The following is a 20,242-nucleotide window of genomic DNA, read 5'->3' on the forward strand; positions in this document are numbered from 1 at the left end:
TACTATTTTCGTTCAATCGCTGTTTTAGCAGCATTCACGATATCTTCTGCAGTAAGACCATATTTGGCCATCAACTCTTTAGGTGTACCGGATTCACCGAATGTATCCTTCGTGCCGATGCGAATAACCGGTACCGGCGCAAATTCCGTTACCACTTCAGCTACCGCAGCACCTAAACCGCCATAAATATTATGTTCTTCAGCTGTTACAATGGCACCGGTTTCTTTAGCCGCTTTCACAATAGCGTCAGCATCAATCGGTTTAATGGATGCCATATTAAGTACACGAGCTTTTACATTTTGTTCAGCCAATAATTTAGCGGCCTGAACGGCAGGACCTACCAAAGCACCGCAGGCAATAATCGTTACATCACTGCCGACTGCGAGTTCAACAGCTTTCCCCGGTGTAAATTCATAGCCTTCCGGAGTTACATCGTCTACACCGGCACGGCCTAAACGAACATATACAGGACCTTCATAATCGGCAGCCCATTTAATAACCGCTGTTGTTTCCGCTTCATCGGCAGGAACAACTACTTTAAGGTTAGGAATAGCACGCATGCAGGCAATATCTTCAAGACTCTGATGAGTGGCCCCGTCTTCACCTACCGTAATACCCGCATGAGTAGCACAGATTTTTACGTTTAATTTAGGATAACATACGGCATTGCGCACCTGTTCAAAAGCACGACCCGTAGCAAACATAGAGAACGAAGACACGAACGGAATTTTACCGGCTGCTGCCAAACCGGCACCGACACTAATTAAATTCTGTTCCGCAATCCCTACGTTAAAGAAACGATCCGGATAAGCTTTTTTGAAATTATCCGTTTTAGTGGATTTAGATAAATCCGCATCTAATACAACTATATTTTCGTTAGCGGCGCCAACAGCCACTAAGGCATTACCATATGCTTCACGTGTTGCTTTACCCATCTTACACCTCCAACAATTCTGCTACGAATTTTTCATATTCTTCAGCGGACGGCGCCTTACCATGCCAGCCTGCCTGACCTTCCATTTCTTTAACGCCCTTACCTTTAACAGTGTTCATCACGATTGCTGTCGGTTTGTCGGTACAAGCTTTAGCGGCTTCAATAGCATTGTGTAATTCATCAAGGTCATGACCGTTGACTTCGATTACATTCCAATTGAAAGCTTCAAACTTAGGCGCGATTGGTAACGGCGACATTACTTCGCGAATATCACCGTCGATTTGGAGACCGTTGAAATCGATGAAAGCAGTCAAATTATTGAGTTTATAGAAACCGGCAAACATAGCGGCTTCCCAAACTTGACCTTCTTCCAATTCACCGTCACCGAGTACGGCAAAAACGCGATAGTCTTTTTTGTCGATGCGTCCGGCCAATGCCATACCACATGCGGCACTAATGCCTTGGCCCAAGGAACCGGTAGACATATCAACGCCCGGTGTATGTTTCATATCGGGATGGCCTTGTAACATGCAATCAATTTTACGTAAATTTTCCAATTCACCTTTATCAAAAAAGCCTTTTTCTGCTAACGTGGCATATAAAGCCGGCGCTGCATGGCCTTTAGATAATACAAAACGGTCACGATTGCCGTCTTTCGGATTCTTCGGATCAACGTTCATTTCTACGTAATACAGTAACGCCATGAGATCCGCAATGGATAAAGAACCACCGGGATGTCCCGATTTAGCGGCGGTTACGGCTTTGAGAATGCTTACGCGAATTGCAGTCGCCTTTTCTTGAACTAACGACTTCTGCTCAGCTGTTAATGTTGTCATAAAGACCCTCCATTCCTTTTAGGAAAATAAGTAACGCAGATTTCTGAATTCTAACGAAATATTCGATATAAAACAATATTATTGTAAACCTTTAGCCATATAATTGCCAGTGCTGCCTATAAGCCAAGCAACCGGCATATATATATATACTATTTAGGTGTATCCAAGAGCGACAAAGCAATATGTGCATTTTTAAGTGATTCTTCGCGAAGCTTAATAATGCGTTGTACCACCTGTTGCTGTAATGCGGAGTTTTCAAGAAAACCGGCCGTCGCAGCGTATATGGTATCACTTTCGATTTCATCCAAAGTCCCTACCGGCTCCTGACCAATCATCTGTAAGAAATTGGTAATTTTAGGATCGTACGAAATGCCTACTACGGGTTTTTCCATTAAAGACGCAAAAACCAAAGCATGTAAGCGAACCCCGATTAAAACGTCCATACAACCTTCCAAAGCTAAAAGCTCGGTCGTATTATACATGCGCTCCAACACTACCGGTTCACTCTTCATAAGGCTTTTAATGGCCATAGCTTCTTGCGTATCCGCCGGATGCTGCATGGGAATGAATACCACTTGGGCGCCCAATTCCTCATGCAATCGGTCGAGTGCTTTGGCCAATTCGCCGCGATAGGCAATCGATTGCTTCCAATTGCGCACCGATACACCTACGCGATAACGTACGCCGGACAACTGATACGGTTTTAATAAGCGTCGTCCGATAGTTTTATCTACGGGATGCATGGCCAACACTGCATCGGCGGTCACCTGAATAGGCACCTTAGTTACCCCCATATCGAGCAATTCCGCTTTGGAACGCTCATCACGGACGGTAATCATAGTGACTTTATTCAATACCTGACCGACAATCTGACGTGCTCGTTTACGGCGAAGCGGGCCGATGCCCTGTGCATAGAGCATAACCCTTTTACCAAAACTCGTGGCCAAAGTAATAATGCTTAAATAGTAGTATAAGCTGCGTTTACTCGTTACATCCTGCAATAAACTGCCACCACCGCTAATCAATAAATCACAGCGACCGATGGCATTTAAAATACCAAACATGTCAAAACGGCCAATAGCCTTGACGCCGTGATTGGCTGCGGTGTGACCTGGATTGCCGGAAATAACGGTAATGTCCGCATCCGGTACTACTTCTAAAATAGCTTCCAAAATAGCAGCCAACATGGCTTCATCACCTGCATTACCGAACCCGTAATAACCGGAGATAACAAGTCTAGTCATTAGCTACCTCCCGTTTACGAGCCCATGTAACCACATAGGCTAAGAAGCGGAATACTAAAATTGCCACAACGCCGAAAACAACGCCTAACCAAAGGCCGTCATAACCGCGTGCAATGGACATCATAACCGGCGTCCGTAAATGACAGAAGGTTTCCACCATGGATCCGATACCGATAACCCCGGCAATTGTAAATAAGAAATGTAAAACCATAGGCCAACGACGCAAGAGGGCAAAAGATGCCAACATCAAAGCGGGATGACCTATTAAAAATTCTTTTTCACGAGGACGAGCATATAATGTATTTTCTAAGAAACGGCGTAAGGCAATTTCAAAGCCCGGCACCGGCACACCGGCTGTATGACCGCTGCGCCCCACAAAGACCCAGCCAACCACGCCAAGCATAGCAAAAATAGCAATCATATAAATCTTAACGTCCAAGGTCAAGAAAGATTTCATAAAGCTTCGGCATTCAGGCCAGGAATCAATCGTACGACCCTGCCAAAGTGGAAATCGCTGTAAATAAGCAATCGCGGTCAATATAATCGGTGCTACGAATACCAATTTAACACCGCGGAATAAAGCAAATTCCATGAAAAAGCGTGTATTACCAAGCATAGCGGCGATCATAATACCACCGATAGCCGCAATAAGAGCAGCCCCTACAAGATATACGGCAGCATCGAGGGTCGCCCGCCAAGGCCCTACGGCCGGTCCGTCAGCCCGACGTACCCAACAATCCATAATGAGGATAATAGCCACAACCGGTGCAGCAATCGCTGTGCTTAAGGCCCAAATTTGAGTGATTAAAGTACCACCCGTTACTGTATAAAGTACTACTGTAATTAACAGCAACGTAAAGTTTAATACTAACTGACGGTGCTTACGCATCGGCAAGAGTAAGTTAACCATAAAGGTAAAGAGGGCCACGGCGCCGGCCATGGTCAACACAACTGCGATTGGCCCCGGTGTATATGGCGGATAAATAGAAGCACGACCAAAGGTAAAGCCGCGATCTTCCAGTTTTTCTTTAAGCGATTTCATGTACGTAATACTTGATTCTAAGGCCGTCTTATTATCGCTGCCTTCTTCATAAATCGGCAATAAGTTAAAGCGAATATTACGTTCAATATCACTGATATAAAAACGTTGCGCCACTTCTTCAGGTGGTAATTTTTTGAACTCGTCCTTAGCAATTGTATATAAGCGACCAACACTGTATTCATCGGCTACGGCTAAGTCATTGTTAAAACCGACCTGATTTTCATATTGCAATTGATTTACCGCTTCAATCCCTACAACCGGAATACGCAAATTATGCAAATATTCATTAGTAAGGCCGATAAAATTAGGATAGCCTAACGCTTCCTTGCCTACAAAAACCATGCCCGTTACATTAGGTATACCATCCAAACGACTAAACACGAGGTCAACATTTTCACGGGTAACCTGCTTAAAGTTAGTAGGACGTACAATAACGTCGAAGCCCTGACGGCTTACTTCTTCAGCCTGTAAACGGGAGATGCTTAAATTCATATCCATCAATGCTTCGTATGGCTGTGACAATGCCAAAACAGGTCCGCGGTTGGAGTACATAACCCCTACTTTATCCTTACCTAAGCGTTGAACCAAATCTTCATGAATTTCCTTGAAGTAGCCTTCCTTACCGGGCGCCGCTACGATATAGGTGTAACCCGGCTGCGGTTGTGGTCCATAGAACTGCATAATAGCCGCATCTTCACCATGATAGACTAAAATCTCACCGGCATCACGAGCCTTGGTAAGGGTACGGTCATAAATGGCCATCCCTGTAACGCCTGCATCTTTTAAGGCTTTTAAGGCGTCAGCCGTACTTCGCTTTTCAAAAGAAGAAGCTCTCAATACAGCATCATAGTCGACTATATTTTCAATCTGATTTTGGGCTTCTTCCACTTGATGACGCTGTTGCACCAGGAATAATCCGGCCAACAAACCGATAATAATAATCGCAATAAGGACTAAAGAATGTTTTCTCTTTTTTCTATTAGTTTCCTTCACAGTAACACCTTTCTTACTTACTTATCGGATTGACAAACAAATGAAGTTCTCCATTTTCTGTTTCAATGCGATCGGCTTTTACAGGAATTGGGAATTCCGCAAAGTCATAAATAGTAATCTGTTTTAATACGGACGCATTTAAACCACCGATGCCGGCGCCGTTAATTTCAAAGCGCTGCGGTGAGAATACGAGGGCATTATTTTTGATTTCCAAGTTGCCTTTAATGCTGGCAGTACCACGCACAAAGCCCATGTCCACCGACCCGACTACTTCAATGCCGTCAGAATTAATCACTACATCTTGAATGGTTAGGCCTTTTACAGCTTGTTCCATGAAGTCTTTCAAGTCAGAAGCTGTAACAGTACCTTCGATTTCACCTTTGCCCATTTGCTGAATTTCCATGGTCTGGTTCATAAATAAAGCGATAGGACTGAATTCTAAATTATTTACATCCATATGAACATCAGCAAAATTTAAATTGCCTAATTTTACATTTTCCAAAACACCACGCATAACATCTACGCGACCGCCAACCATGGCAATAGCCGGTGAAGATTCAATGCGTAAGGAAATTGTTTCAGGATGTAATTTATTGTTAATTTCCTGTTCCAGTTTGTTAGCCACAAAACTCGGCAAAAAGAATTGTGCCGCTACTACAATAGCTACTATGACAACAACTAAAAAGGCGATAAACTTTTTCATTTCTGTAATCGTCTCCTATATTTTCAAATTAGCTTCTTTCTTCAAATACCCTTCCATGAAGGCATCCAAATTACCGTCCATAACGGATTGAATATTCCCTGTTTCTACACCGGTACGATGGTCTTTGACCAAATTGTACGGATGGAATACATAAGAACGAATCTGGCTTCCCCATTCAATAGCTTGATAGGTCCCGCCGATCTTTTCTTTTAATTCCGCTTGTTTTTCCAATTCCAGTTCAAACAATTTGGCACGCAACAGTTTTAACGCTTGTTCACGGTTTTGAATCTGTGAACGTTCACTCTGACATTGGACTACTACGCCCGTCGGAATGTGGGTCATACGAATAGCGGAGTCAGTTTTATTGATATGCTGACCGCCGGCACCGCTGGCGCGATAGGTATCAACACGTACATCCTTCATATCCAGATGAATGTCTACGGTATCATCAATTTCAGGCATAACATCAACGGCCGCAAAGGATGTATGGCGTCGTGCATTCGCATCAAACGGCGAAATACGAACCAAACGATGTACCCCTTTTTCAGACTTCAAATAGCCGAAAGCATTTTCCCCTTTAATGAGGAAAGTGGCACTTTTTATACCTGCTTCATCACCGGGTTGTTCATCCATCATAGTAATGGCAAAGCCGTGTTGCTCCGCCCAACGCAAGTACATACGAATCAGCATGGATACCCAGTCTTGAGCTTCCGTGCCGCCCGCACCGGCGTGGAAAGTTAAAATGGCATTATTCGTATCATATTCACCGCTAAGTAACAACAATACTTCACGCCGTTCCACTTCTTCCGTAATGTGTTCAACCTGAGTCTTAAGTTCTACTTCCATGGAAGTATCCTGCTCATCGATGGCCATATCAAGCATAAGCTTTAAGTCTTCAATCTCTCCGACTAATGCTTTATAACCTTCTACGGCATCTTTAAGCTGGGTCGCTTCCTGGGAAATTTCTTTCGCCGATTCCGGATCATTCCAAAATTCAGGGTCACTCATTTTAACATCTAACGTAAATATACGATCTTCCTTCTGAGCGATGTTAAAGTGAATCCCTCATTCCATAAATACGCTCCTCTAAATTGTCAATAGGGCCTTTTAAATCCTCTAACAATCTATTCACCTCTTTCTGATAATACTACTGAAAAGCAGAAAATGGCCGTGCCGAAAATAACTCCCGGCAACGAACCATTCTGCGTGTTCTAATCTACATTTTGTGGTTCCAACACATCATCATGATGGGTTTGCGCATTGGCCAGGGGATCTGCAGCTGATTCTTCTTCAATCACATTGTCATTCAATTCGATACGAATGCGATAGAGATACATAATCGTATCTTCCTGAATGGCTTCAATCATAGCTTCAAACATATCATACGCTTCAAATTTGTATTCAACAAGCGGATTTTTCTGACCGTATGCACGAAGGCCGATACCTTCACGGAGCATATCCATGGAATCCAAATGTTCCATCCATTTGCTGTCCACAACTTTAAGCATAACTGCTTTTTCGAGTTCACGCATATTGGCTTCGCCAATGAGTTGTTCTCGTTTATCATATTCTTCATGCGCAATAGCAAGCAAACGTTCTTGCAATTCACCGCGGCCCAAATCTTCCATTTCAGCCACCGTAAGCTGTCCCGGTTCTAAGAAGAAAAGTTCTAAATGTTTTAATAGACCTTCATAATCCCATTCTTCCGGATATAATTTTTCATCGGCATATTGATTCATAGCTTTAATTACTAAAGAATCAACCATTTCCATGATGGTGTCACGCAACGATTCATTGCCCAAGATTTTGCGGCGTTGATCATAAAGAACTTCACGCTGCTGATTCATAACATCGTCATATTCCAAAATATATTTACGAATATTAAAGTTATGATTTTCTACTTTCTTCTGAGCACGTTCGATAGATTTAGTAATCAAAGAGTGTTCAATCGGTTCATCCTCTTCCATACCAAGTTTATCCATCATACCGGAAATATTATCGGCCCCGAAAATACGCATCAAGTCATCTTCCAAAGATAAGAAGAACTGACTGGAGCCCGGATCGCCCTGACGACCCGAACGGCCGCGCAACTGGTTGTCGATACGGCGACTTTCATGACGTTCGGTACCCAAAATATGGAGACCGCCAAGTTCAGCCACACCTTCGCCTAAGGAAATATCTGTACCGCGACCGGCCATGTTAGTGGCAATCGTTACCATACCGCGCTGACCGGCATTGGCTACGATTTCCGCTTCTTTTTCATGGTGTTTAGCATTCAACACATTATGTGGTACGCCGCTCTTAAGGAGCATATCACTTAACTGTTCCGATTGTGTAATCGAAGTTGTACCTACCAATACAGGCTGGCCTTTTTTATGGCGTTCTACTACATCTTTAACAACCGCTTTGTATTTCGCCTTCTTAGTTTTAAAAATCAAATCCGGCAAATCTTTACGAAGTAAAGGTTTATTTGGCGGAATTTCATATACTTCCAAACCGTAAATGTTGTTAAATTCCTGTTCTTCCGTTTTGGCTGTACCGGTCATGCCCGCTAATTTCTCATACATACGGAAGTAGTTCTGGAACGTAATGGATGCCAAAGTCTGGCTTTCACGTTCAACTTTAAGGCCTTCCTTGGCTTCGATGGCCTGATGCAAACCGTCGGAATAACGACGACCGAACATCAAACGACCGGTAAATTCGTCAACGATAACAACCTGTCCGTCTTTAACTACATAATCCTTATCGCGATGCATCATGGCATAAGCACGTAAAGATGCATTTAACAAGTGATTCAATTCCAAATTGGCCGAATCGTATAAGTTTTCGATTTTAAGCATTTTTTCAACTTTGGCAATACCCGATTCAGTCGGTGCGATTGTTTTTTGTTTTTCATCAATCGTATAATCTTCACCGGCTACCAATTGCGGTACAACTTTTGCCAACGTATAATAGCTGTCCGTAGAGCGTTCGCCGGGACCGGAAATGATGAGCGGTGTACGGGCTTCATCGATGAGGATGGAGTCAACTTCATCGACGATGGCATAATTAAGCGGACGCTGTACCATTTGTTCGGCATGAATAACCATGTTATCACGCAAATAGTCGAACCCGAATTCATTATTGGTGCCGTATGTAATATCAGAAGCATAAGCCAATTTACGCTGATTGTAATCAAGGTTGGCTACAATAAGACCAACACTCAACCCAAGGGCACGATACAATTTACCCATCCACTCGCTGTCACGTTTTGCCAAATAGTCATTGACCGTAACAACATGCACACCTTTACCGGTTAAGGCATTTAAATACACCGGCAAGGTAGCTACCAAGGTCTTACCTTCACCGGTACGCATTTCTGCGATATTACCGCGATGCAAAGTAATACCACCGATAAGCTGTACGTCAAAATGGCGCATGCCGAGCACGCGCTTCGAAGCTTCACGAACAACCGCAAATGCTTCCGGTAAAATATCATCCAATGTTTCACCGTCAGCCAGTCGTTTCTTAAATTCTTGTGTCTTAGCAGCTAATGAACTGTCACTTAAACCGCTAAGACTCGGCTCTAAGCCATTAATTTCATCTACAATGGCACGCATCTTTTTTATTTCGCGTGCGCTGTTATTACCAATTAATCTTTGTATAAAACCAAACAAATATCTCAACTCCTTAGGTCTGTATATTCTCTTATATACATACTCAATTAATTATATCACAAAGTTTCTAAAAAAACCAAAATATACAGTGTAAGTAATAAGCTTTTTACATATTATATACGGAAGTGTGACCGATTTTATACAAAATAAGTATTTCCCTCTTTTGGTTTGCTAAGTGAAAATCGTTATCTTAAAGCTTGCTAAGTGCAAATACAAAAAAATGACCCCTTCTATGTTGAAGGGGTCATTAAAGCAATCTTATTTGTTGTCAGCGTTTTCAGGTACATACCATAAACCGTTGTTATGGGTTTTCATGTATTCTTTGAATTCAGGCGAATTATACGCATCCTTCAAATCTTTAGCCCATTGGGTATCTTTATTCTTATCCAATACAACGAGCTGTAAGAGTAAGTATGGTAAAATGTCTTCTTTCATTAAAGCTGTAGAAGGATCGATTTTAGCATTGTATACGATGGAACCGGTAATTACGATGTACGCAAAGTCAGTACGAACCGATGGAATTGTTAAGGACTTCATTTCTACAAAGTTAAGATTATATGGGTTTTCCACAATATCTGCTTTAGTTACAGTGGCCAAATCTTTATTCGGATCCAATTTGATAAGGCCTGCTTTTTGAAGTAATGCATAGGCACGGGCCGTATTAGATGCATCATTCGGAACAGCGATAGTATCACCGTTAGCTACTTGGCTAAGCTGAGTTTTAGCGCCTGGATAGATGCCGGCCGGTACTGTAGGAATCGGAGTCAACGCTACCAAATGGCCACCTTGCTTTTCATTGAAGTTATTCATATACGCTGTATGTTGTTCAACGTTAAAGTCTACTTCGCCGTCATTCAAAGCTACGTCAGCCTGTACTAAGTCGGACATATCGCGAGCCGTAATCTTGTAACCTTTCTTCTCCATAATCGGTTTAACAGCTTGTTCAAAGAGTTCCGAGTACGGTCCCTGCGATTTACTGAAAACTAAATCTTTTTTGTCACCTGCTGCGGAGTCATTACCGCAACCGGCCAATAACACGGCGCCTAACACGGTAGCCGCCAACAACACACCAATTTTCTTAAAACGTTTGAAATTCATAATACCCCTACTTTCTTTCTCAATGATTGCGCATTTTAAATGCAAAATGATTACCCACAGTTTGAATAATCTGAACAAAAATAACAAGCACAACAACAGTAAACAACATTAGCGGGAAGTTCAGACGTTCGTACCCGTATGTGAGCGCCAAATCGCCGACCCCGCCGGCCCCGATAGCTCCGGCCATTGCCGTTGCTCCGATAAGCCCGATTGTACCGGTTGTAACCGATAAAATTAAGGAGGCTTTTGCTTCCGGCAAAATAAAATGCCAAACAATCTCAAAATGAGAAGCACCCATAGCTTGCGCCGCTTCAATAATCCCTTTATCCACATCAAGTAACGAGTTTTCAAACAAACGCGTCAAATATGGCGCAATGAAAATAACCAGCGGAACTAAGGCCGCCGTCGTCCCGATACGCGTTCCGATTAATAATTTGGTAAGCGGTAAAATAAACACCATCAAAATGATGAACGGCACACTACGAATAATATTAACGACCGTATTCACTACAGCAAAGACATAATTATTTCTTAAAATACCGTCCTTATTGGTCAGTACTAAAATAACTGCCAAAATAAGACCGATAATAGACCCGATGATCAGTGACACGAATACCATGTACAACGTCTCTTGGGCCGCCAGAATAATTTGCTCGTTCGGTACTCCCAAATCCGGCATCATAACGTAATCACCTCACATTCCAGTCCTGCATCACACATATATTTTTTGGCTGCTTCCAAATCTGCCGCAGCACCGACCACTTGTAAAATAAAAATGCCCAGAGCCGAATCTTGCAATTGGTTAACCGACGCAAATACGATATTCGTTTCCACGTTGAACTTGCGATTTACTTCATAGATAACATTTTTAGTTACTGCGTCACCCAAGAAGCGTAATTTCACTAATTCATATGATCTTGTATCCGCTTTTAACTGTGCTACCACATTGTCCGGAATACGTTCCGGAATAACAGTCTGTACGAAACGCTTTGTCATGCTCTGCGTTGGATGACTGAAAACATCAAGGACAGTGCCCATTTCTACGACACGACCATGCTCCATAACAGCTACGCGATTACAAATTTCCTGGATTACATTAATTTCATGAGTTACCAACAGAATCGTAATATTAAATTCTTTGTTAATTCGTTTTAACAATTTTAAAATTTGTTCCGTCGTTTCCGGGTCCAAAGCACTGGTCGCTTCGTCACAAAGCAGTATAGACGGATTCGTCGCAAGTGCTCGAGCGATACCGACACGCTGTTTTTGCCCGCCCGATAATTGAGTCGGATACGCATTGGCTCGGTCCGGTAAATTTACGAATTCCAATAGCTCTTTGACTCTTTTCTCAATCACATCTTCCGCCACTTTATTCAAACGAAGCGGAATCGCAATATTATCAAAAACCGTTTTCGAGTTCAACAAGTTAAAAGATTGGAATATCATGCCAATCCCCTTACGAACTTTACGCAGTTCATTATGGGACAATTCATTAATATTCACACCGTCGATTAGGACTTCACCGGCAGTGGGCTCTTCCAAAGCATTAACCATGCGCAGCAACGTAGATTTGCCGGCACCACTGAAGCCTACAATGCCAAAGATATCTCCATCCTGAACCGTCAGCGTTACATCTTGCAAAGCCTTAACATGTTGCTTTTTAATGATAAACTCTTTGTCAATATGCCTAAGTTCAATCATAAAATCCCCCCTATTGTATAAAAAAGGGCCTACCGCCTCCATGACAGAGGCGGTGGCCCGCGGTTCCACTCTGTTTACAACAGCATACTCACAGATGGATGAGCTGTTGCACTCAAATACTATAACGGCAGTTCACCGTGAAAACCTACTAATATTTCAGTTCTCCCGCTCACAAAGGCATTCAGTCCAACTACATCGTAATAAACTCTCAACCTAGGTTTATCTCTCTGTTCGGTTCATTGAACGTACTTGTTTTGTTCATTGCGTTTTATATACTCTTTTATGTTTTACTTTAATTCTCATCGATTTTTAAAACATATCATTATGATAGGTTTTAACTTCTTTTTTGTCAAGGTCAAAATAAATTCATACAATTACTAAAAATTTCTATATATATAATAATAGCAAAGATTCGCTAAAAATCCAACAGCATCATGATCATTTTACCAAACTGTCTGTATATTACTACCGATCCGCCACATTAGGTAAAATTTTAGCACAATCAATGTTATAAAAAAGCTGTAGCAGATTATGTACTCACAATCTGCTACAGCTGCTATATATTCAGTTATCTAAACGTCCTACGGTATTCTCCCTTCGGAGTAGCCTTTAAAGCTCCGGCTCAATTAACCCATAGGAACCGTTTTTACGGCGGTACACTACGTTCATAACTTCTGTTTCTGCATTGTAGAACATAAAGAAGTCATGACCAACCAAATTCATTTGCATAATGGCTTCTTCCACACTCATAGGCCTAATCGCAAAATGTTTGCGGCGAACTATGCTGATTTCTTCTTCCTGAACGGGAACTTCCGGAACATATGCATCCGGTTTGAAGCCTGCTTCTTTCTTGAAGCGCCGTGCCAAACGAGTTTTATATTTATGAATTTGACGAACAATTTTATCGACTACTAAATCAATAGCCGCATACATATCTGTATTCGATGCAACACCGCGAAGAACAATCCCTTCAACGAAACAGGTGAGTTCAACTACGCGATTTTCTTTTTCTACTGAGAGCACAGCTTGTACATCAAATGGTGCATCAAAATAACGAGCAAGTTTATCTACACGTTTTTCCAAATACTCGCGGAGAGCTGCTGTTACTTCTAAATTCTTACCTCTTACTGTTACTTTCATATAAAACACCCTTTCTTCTCAAGTTCTAAACTACGAACTTGTTTCTATGTTTATATAATTCTCCAAGGATGTACAAAAGTCCTCTTTATTTTTTGAAAAATTTTTAAATTTTTTATAAATTTTTTACAAATCATAACCATCCCTATAAACAAGGGCTTTCACCAGGTTTTTCAAGTAAAATTGTGATTTAGGCAAATAAAAAAGACCGGCCGAAGCCGATCTCTCAGTGTAGTTATTTATGCTTTAGTGACATTCGTAGCCTGTGGGCCGCGAGGTCCGTCAACGATTTCAAAGTTTACTTCTTGACCTTCGTTCAAGGATTTGAAACCATCTTCCTGAATCGCGGAGAAATGTACGAATACATCGCCACCGTCTTCTCTTTCAATAAATCCATAACCTTTTTCTGCACTGAACCACTTAACTTTACCGAGCATAAAAAATTCCTCCTAAAAAATCCCTGCATTAGAGTACTTATGGTACCCTTCAATAAGGTTAGCACAGTAAGTATTAAAAAACAAGTTTATTATGCTGTATATGCATTATAAGTATACATACAATTATTTATGGCTCTATTATGCAAAATTAAACAGCTTGTTAATTATGAAGTAAAAATTTTGAACTAATGCCAGGCTGGAAACATCGACAGGAACAGGGTTTAATAAGATTGTTAAAGTTTTTAATCAAAAAGTCATAAATTAATTTTCTAATATAAAACATAAAATAATCTGTCACAATTTAGTCATAAATAATTAAAATTTATTCATCTTGAATCATATAAAATAACGCCCTTAATTAAGGGCGTTATAAAGCAATTATAAAATTTTGGAAAGGAACAGTTGAGTACGTTCATTAGTCGGATGTTCAAATACATCTTTTGGAGTTCCTTCTTCGAGAATCTTGCCTTCATCAACAAAGAGAACGCGCGTCCCCACTTCTTTAGCAAAGCCCATTTCATGTGTTACTACAACCATGGTCATGCCTTCTTTGGCGAGGTTTTTCATAACATCAAGAACTTCACTTACCATTTCCGGATCAAGCGCCGACGTCGGTTCATCAAAGAGCATTACTTTCGGCTTCATGGCGAGCGCTCTGGCAATGGCTACACGCTGCTGTTGCCCGCCGGACAATTGCTGTGGATACGAATCGGCTTTATCCTGTAAACCTACTTTGGCCAACAACTCAAGGGCTATTTTTTCAGCTTCTTCCTTGGACATCTTGCGAATTTTCTGTGGTGCCAAAGTAATATTATCGAGTACCGTCATATGCGGGAATAAGTTAAAACGTTGAAATACCATACCCACTTCGGCACGCACGTTGTTAATGTTTTCTTTAACATTTAGATTCATACCGTCTACGATAACATCACCGGAGGTTGGTTCTTCCAAATAGTTCATGCAGCGCAATACCGTACTTTTACCGGAACCGGACGGTCCGATAATAACGACTACTTCCCCGCGTTCCACATGAAGATTAATCCCTTTAAGGACTTCGTTTTTACCAAAACTTTTATAAACATCAATCATCTTAATCATTTGATATTATATCTCCTTTCAAGGAATGCAACTAATTGCGAAATACTTAATGTCATAACTAAATAAATAATCGCAACGGCTGTCCAAATTTCAAAGGATCCGTAAGTTCTGGCAATAATCAACTGACCACGACGAGTCAATTCTTCAAAGCCGATAACCGATACTAAGGAGGTATCTTTCATCATGGCGATAAATTCATTACCAAGTGGCGGAATAATCGCTTTAAATGCCTGTGGCATCACGATATAGCGCATAGTTTGAGCCCAAGTGAGACCTAAGGAACGACCAGCTTCCATCTGGCCTTTATCGATGGACTGAATACCGGCACGGAAAATTTCGGAAACATAAGCACCGGAGTTAATACTACAAGCCGTAACCGCTGCCACATATGGGTTGATGGATTGTCCGATAACCATTGGCAAGGCAAAATAAATCATAAAGATCTGAACCAATAACGGTGTACCACGGAACAATTCAACGTAACATTTAACTAATAAACGAACAATTTTAAAGCGTGACAAATTAGCCAACGCGGCAATCATACCGATGAAAAAACCGCAACCAACCGCCATTACCGTAATTTGTATCGTAATGACAGCCCCTTGTAAGAGAATCGGTATATTATCCCAAATTAAACTCCAATCGAAACTCATAACTAACCCTTTCCTTATAACTAATACTTACCAATCACTGTATATTCTCAAGCATCTTTTATTACCGAGTAATATATATACTGTTTTATACGCTTACGTCATTATAGATGTATTTTTATACAATGTCAATAGTTATTTAATCATATTTTGGTAAGCTTGGGCTAATCGCTTCACTGCTTCGGTTAAGTCATCCGGTCCAAGGCCGGTAAAATTAAGCCGCACATAGCCTCGTTCCTCTTTATTTACAAAAAACGGAGTGCCCGGAATTACCAAAACACCGGCGTTTATAGAATTTTTGAAAAATTCATACTCATTCACGCCGACCGGTAAGTAGAGCCACAAGAAAAAGCCCCCTTCCGGTACAGTAAATGTAAAGTCCGGCAGTTCATTTTGCAATTCCTTTACCAAAGTATCACGTCTATCTTTATAAACCTTATTCATAGATGCTACATGGTCATCATAAGAATATATATTCATAAATCCGGCTGCCAAAGCATGATCCGGTAAGGAACTATGAATATCGGAGCATTCCTTAACCAAAGAAAGCTGTGTCATAATATCTGCCCGGCCCGCTACCCAACCGATTCTTAGTCCCGGACTCAAGGTTTTAGACAGGCTTCCCATGAAAAGTACCTGTCCTTTCGCATCATAAGCACTAAGCGCTTTATGATATTTACCGGTGTAGGTAATTTCGCCGTAAGGATTATCCTCTAATATAATTACATTATATTTAGCAACTAAAGCCATAAACTCTCGGCGCCTTTTATCAGACCAACAAAGTCCGGTAGGATTCTGATAATCAGGAATCACATATATCGCTTTAATAGAGGAGTCTGTTTCTAGAGCCTTTGCCAACAACTGTAAATCCATGCCCTCTTCATCACAAGAAATCCCCTTGAGCGAAGCACCTGTCATAGCTAAACAATTCTTGGCGTCAATAAACGTGGGGTCTTCTACTAACACGGTATCACCCGCTTCTAAAAACAAACGAGCTGCCATATCCAATGACTGCATGGATCCGCTGGTTACCTGAATTTGGTCGGGCTCAATATTAATACCGTATTTAGTCATAATTCGACTTAAATGGCGGCGTAATTCCAAACCGCCCAAACCGTCGCCATATTGTAGCACTTCACGCCCTTCTTCTTCAAACACTTTAGCCGCTACAATACTTAATTCTTCCACAGGGAATAATTCCGGTGCCGGAACACCTTCGCCGAGTGACAAAATGCCCGGCACCGTTTTAGCCTCATCCTTTAAGGCCGCAATGGCGGAACGCTCCAATTGAAGCGCCCGTTTTGCATATAATTTTGTGTAATCCATCTGTATCACCTGTCACTTCTAACAAATAATTATTGAATATCACCAAACCATTTTTGCTGTAATTTATCGTATTCGCCGTTAGCTTTTAATTTTTCAAAAGCCGCATTCATTTTATCCAATAGCTCTTTATCATCCTTACGCACCGCAATCGCTACGGTATGATCTTGTAACCCAACCGGTACAATTTTTAAATCTTTCATGTTCAATTTCTGGATGTAATATTTTGCTACCGGTTCATCAAGCATGGCAATTTGAATGTTGCCTGCTTCTAAATCCTGTAACATCGTGCTAATGGCATCGAATTCTTTAACGGTTGTGCCCGGTTTTTCCTGCGCCAACATAGCACCGGTGGTTCCGATTTGAGCGCCTACGGTTTTACCGGCAATATCTGCTTCACCATTAACATTATTGGTATCTTGACGAACTACCATAACGAGTTTTACATGATAGTACGGTGCTGTGAAATTAACTTTAGCCTCACGCTCTTTTGTCACTACAAGGCCGGATGCAATAGCATCAATCTGTTTACTTTGCAAGGCAGGAATCAAACCATCAAACGGAAGACTTACAAATTTTGATTCATAGCCCATTTCTTTAGCCAAAGCATTACTTAAATCTACGTCAAAACCTTTATAGGTGTTATCTTCGGCATATTCAAACGGCGGATACGTAGTTTCCGCACCAAATGTAATTACCTTTTTATCAGAAGCCGTGTCGCTGCCGCAACCTGCTAAAACACCGGCCGCTAAGCCCACTGCCATAAATAAGGTTAACCCTTTTTTCCAATTCATAATGTTCCTCCTCATTTCACAAAACATTGCGTAATAATACTACAATTTTATACTACCATGTAAATATACAAAAAGGTACTATGCTAAAACTTTAGCGCTTGTATTGCTAAATATTTTAACATAGTACTTCCTGTTGCTCAAATGTATTGGCTAAGGTAATTAGAGCACAACATTTAATTTAACGATTTTCCCTGATTTAATCAGTTACCGGACCATTCAGTCGGCATATCAGCAGGGGCATCAGTTTTGAACCATTTCTGGTAAATAGCGTTCAATTCGCCATCTTTCTTCATTTCGGCTAATGCTTTATTTACAGCGTCCTGTAATTCTTTGTTGTTTTTAGCAAATGCGAAGCCAAAGTATTCTTTCGTATTAGGATACGGAATTACTTTTACATCACCTTGATGTTTAGAAGCATAATATTGTGCTACTGGTAAATCAAGTACTGCTGCATCAACGCCACCTTTATTAAGTTCTAATAAGGCATCACTGCTGTGGTCGAACTGTTTCAACGTTGCATTGGCAATTTTGCCGGCTAAATCAGCACCGGTGGTCCCCATTTGTACGGAAATATTTTTGCCTTGTAAATCTTCTAATGTATTAATAGGCGAGTTACCTTTAACTACTACGGCCATACCGGATTCATAGTAAGGAGCGGCAAACAATACTTTTTCGGATCTTGCTTTAGTAATCGTCATACCGGAAGCAGCCATATCAATATCTTTATTGCCAAGACTTGGAATCAAAGCATCAAAGGCCACATTTTTGAACTGCACATCGGCGTTCATCTTTTTAGCAATTGCCTTCACCATATCGATATCAAAACCGGTTAAATCTTGGGAACTTTCATCCTTAAATTCAAACGGTACAAATGTCGCATTAGTACCTACTTTAATCACTTGCTTGCCGTTAGCAGCTTGACCGCTGTTCGAATCACTGCCGCATCCGGCCACCAAAGCACCCATGGCTAATACCGCCATACCTGTTAACATAATTTTCTTCATCTTCTGTGTAAACATAATTCCATCTCCTACTCTTCTTCTTGTATAATCATGAATTCAAACTCTCTCTCAACTGAGTTTCTCTAATTGGTATGACATGATTATACATAACCTTGCATAAATAGTCAATAGCGAAATGTATAAAAATTCAGAAATTTCTGTATAAAAATAAAAGGCAGCCCGAAAGCTGCCTTTTTACATACGGCTGACCTGGTCTTTGCCCCCACACTCGCCTACTGGAAGGTTCGCTCCTAAGCCCGTGGCTCCCCACTACTACTCCTCTCGATTTTATCGGTAGGTCTTACATCTAAGCCGCACCATGCTCATAATGTCGTTGCACTACTTACGTGGATCGTTTTGCCTGCGACTGGCCTCGACTTTCAACCACAGACCCGTATGAAGAAATTATACGCAAAGAATTTTACTTTGTCTATATAAAAATGATATGGCAAAAATATTTATTTTCCTTGATACTTTAGGTTGTGAAAGTATTCAATCTTTACAATTCCTTTACTTACCGTATTCTCTTTTAGTTTCTCATAAATCAACCATACATCTTTCAATTTTTCAACAACTTGCTATACATAGATAGCAACGTCAACCTATACCAAAAAATTCCTAAATATTGTATAATGTGTTTACTTGTTAAATGGGGACACAAAGGGAAGGACTCAGTATTATGTTTATGTTATCTTTAATGCAGCCATCGGGCTTATATGAATTGGAAAAAGATAGCCTAGAAGCTATCAGTGCCCAACTCCTGCAGATGATTCGCATGAAAAGCTACGAGCTATATACACACTCCATTAATGTAGCGAATCACTCTGTCAGCATTGCCGCAAAACTAGGGCTACCGGCCAACGAAATAGAACAAATCAGACATGGCGCATTATTGCACGACTTGGGTCTTATTATGATGCCCTCTGCGGTTTTAAAAAAAGCGCCATTCTTTAATCGTCAGGAATTATCTAAATATCGTCAGCATCCGGCAAACGGGGCAAACATGATTGAAAACTATCCATGTTGTCAATCGATTATCCCCTACATCCGATACCATCACGAGCGTTGGGACGGTTCCGGATTTCCTAAACACTTATGCGGCAGTAATATTCCACTAGGTGCTCGCATCATCGCCATTGCCGATTACTATGATTCCGCTATTAATCCGTCAACGGAATCCTGGTCTAAAAGTAAAAAGACGGCTAAGCAGGAATTATTCAGTGGTTCAGGCATTTATTTCGATCCTGATTTAGTCAAAGCCTTTATTGAAATTATCGGCTAATAAATTAAACGCCATTATATTCGTTCAAAAAATATAAGCCCAATGACAACTAAAGAGCTGCGTTGCAGCAAAATAAAAAACAGCCAATCTGATTGGCTGTTTTTTATTAGGTTGAATTGCATATACTAATCTATACTGATTCTACCTTATATAATCTTGCATAATGATCTTTGGTTGAATATATTGCTCTATTATTCTTATTCCAGTCTCTCTTGGACCAACATATTCAGGTCCATATTCAAAATGAACAGAGACCTTATTTTCACCTGGTAAAAATAAAATATTATATATCTCATTTGTACTTATATAACGA

At 41.0% G+C, this 20,242-nt stretch carries 18 protein-coding genes and 1 other annotated feature; of the genes, 1 reads left to right on the plus strand and 17 read right to left on the minus strand.

Going from position 1 to position 20,242, the window contains the following annotated elements; genetic code table 11:
- Positions 1–2: 2 nt before the first annotated feature.
- The 17 genes from EO124_RS02395 to EO124_RS02475 all read right to left on the minus strand — a co-directional run bounded on the left by EO124_RS02395 (position 3) and on the right by EO124_RS02475 (position 18,665).
- Positions 3–935 carry a transketolase family protein gene (locus tag EO124_RS02395; RefSeq protein WP_127058177.1) on the minus strand — a complete coding sequence of 311 codons (933 nt, stop codon included), beginning with the start codon at positions 933–935 and terminating at the stop codon, positions 3–5.
- A 1-nt stretch (position 936) separates the two neighbouring features.
- On the minus strand, positions 937–1,770 hold the full coding sequence (locus tag EO124_RS02400) for a transketolase (protein ID WP_021840659.1): 834 nt from the start codon (positions 1,768–1,770) through the stop codon (positions 937–939).
- 149 nt (positions 1,771–1,919) lie between these two features.
- Complete coding sequence (gene csaB / locus EO124_RS02405) at positions 1,920–3,014, minus strand: polysaccharide pyruvyl transferase CsaB (RefSeq protein ID WP_021840660.1); 1,095 nt, start codon at positions 3,012–3,014, stop codon at positions 1,920–1,922.
- Complete coding sequence (locus tag EO124_RS02410; RefSeq protein WP_127058178.1) at positions 3,007–5,049, minus strand: DUF5693 family protein; 2,043 nt, start codon at positions 5,047–5,049, stop codon at positions 3,007–3,009. The genes csaB and EO124_RS02410 overlap by 8 nt, the downstream gene beginning before the upstream one ends.
- 13 nt (positions 5,050–5,062) lie before the next feature.
- Entirely contained in the window at positions 5,063–5,752 is a 690-nt protein-coding gene (locus EO124_RS02415; protein ID WP_127058179.1) for an LmeA family phospholipid-binding protein, read from the minus strand.
- A 15-nt stretch (positions 5,753–5,767) separates the two neighbouring features.
- A protein-coding gene (gene prfB / locus EO124_RS02420) for a peptide chain release factor 2 (protein WP_241230652.1) occupies positions 5,768–6,875 on the minus strand; the annotation gives its coding sequence in 2 pieces (ribosomal slippage) (positions 5,768–6,817 and positions 6,819–6,875; 1,107 coding nt in all).
- 88 nt (positions 6,876–6,963) lie between these two features.
- On the minus strand, positions 6,964–9,408 hold the full coding sequence (secA, locus tag EO124_RS02425) for a preprotein translocase subunit SecA (protein ID WP_127058180.1): 2,445 nt from the start codon (positions 9,406–9,408) through the stop codon (positions 6,964–6,966).
- Between the two features lie 258 nt (positions 9,409–9,666).
- Positions 9,667–10,506 carry a MetQ/NlpA family ABC transporter substrate-binding protein gene (locus EO124_RS02430; protein ID WP_127058181.1) on the minus strand — a complete coding sequence of 280 codons (840 nt, stop codon included), beginning with the start codon at positions 10,504–10,506 and terminating at the stop codon, positions 9,667–9,669.
- A gap of 19 nt (positions 10,507–10,525) precedes the next feature.
- Positions 10,526–11,188, minus strand: coding sequence for a methionine ABC transporter permease (locus tag EO124_RS02435; protein WP_206512521.1), 663 nt, complete (start codon positions 11,186–11,188; stop codon positions 10,526–10,528).
- On the minus strand, positions 11,185–12,207 hold the full coding sequence (locus tag EO124_RS02440; RefSeq protein WP_127058182.1) for a methionine ABC transporter ATP-binding protein: 1,023 nt from the start codon (positions 12,205–12,207) through the stop codon (positions 11,185–11,187). The genes EO124_RS02435 and EO124_RS02440 overlap by 4 nt, the downstream gene beginning before the upstream one ends.
- Before the next feature lie 42 nt (positions 12,208–12,249).
- Positions 12,250–12,478, minus strand: a binding site (T-box leader).
- 338 nt (positions 12,479–12,816) lie between these two features.
- Positions 12,817–13,347, minus strand: a complete 531-nt coding sequence (gene hpf / locus EO124_RS02445) for a ribosome hibernation-promoting factor, HPF/YfiA family (RefSeq protein ID WP_021840668.1) — start codon at positions 13,345–13,347, stop codon at positions 12,817–12,819.
- A gap of 236 nt (positions 13,348–13,583) precedes the next feature.
- Complete coding sequence (locus EO124_RS02450) at positions 13,584–13,781, minus strand: cold-shock protein (RefSeq protein ID WP_006556860.1); 198 nt, start codon at positions 13,779–13,781, stop codon at positions 13,584–13,586.
- A 378-nt stretch (positions 13,782–14,159) separates the two neighbouring features.
- Entirely contained in the window at positions 14,160–14,879 is a 720-nt protein-coding gene (locus EO124_RS02455) for an amino acid ABC transporter ATP-binding protein (protein ID WP_021841390.1), read from the minus strand.
- Positions 14,876–15,532: an amino acid ABC transporter permease gene (locus EO124_RS02460; protein ID WP_127058183.1), complete on the minus strand. Its 657-nt coding sequence runs from the start codon at positions 15,530–15,532 to the stop codon at positions 14,876–14,878. Before EO124_RS02460 ends, EO124_RS02455 begins: the two co-directional genes overlap by 4 nt.
- A gap of 132 nt (positions 15,533–15,664) precedes the next feature.
- On the minus strand, positions 15,665–16,855 hold the full coding sequence (locus EO124_RS02465; protein WP_127058184.1) for an aminotransferase-like domain-containing protein: 1,191 nt from the start codon (positions 16,853–16,855) through the stop codon (positions 15,665–15,667).
- Positions 16,856–16,884: 29 nt separating this feature from the next.
- Positions 16,885–17,646, minus strand: coding sequence for a basic amino acid ABC transporter substrate-binding protein (locus tag EO124_RS02470; RefSeq protein ID WP_164726535.1), 762 nt, complete (start codon positions 17,644–17,646; stop codon positions 16,885–16,887).
- A gap of 200 nt (positions 17,647–17,846) precedes the next feature.
- Positions 17,847–18,665, minus strand: a complete 819-nt coding sequence (locus EO124_RS02475) for a basic amino acid ABC transporter substrate-binding protein (protein WP_127058186.1) — start codon at positions 18,663–18,665, stop codon at positions 17,847–17,849.
- 661 nt (positions 18,666–19,326) lie between these two features.
- Between EO124_RS02475 and EO124_RS02480 the strand changes: the two genes are divergently transcribed.
- Positions 19,327–19,929 (plus strand): HD-GYP domain-containing protein, encoded by a 603-nt coding sequence (locus EO124_RS02480; RefSeq protein ID WP_021841395.1) that lies wholly within the window; start codon positions 19,327–19,329, stop codon positions 19,927–19,929.
- Positions 19,930–20,242: the final 313 nt, after the last annotated feature.

The sequence above is a fragment of the Veillonella ratti genome (assembly GCF_003992115.1).
Taxonomy (GTDB): domain Bacteria; phylum Bacillota; class Negativicutes; order Veillonellales; family Veillonellaceae; genus Veillonella_A; species Veillonella_A ratti.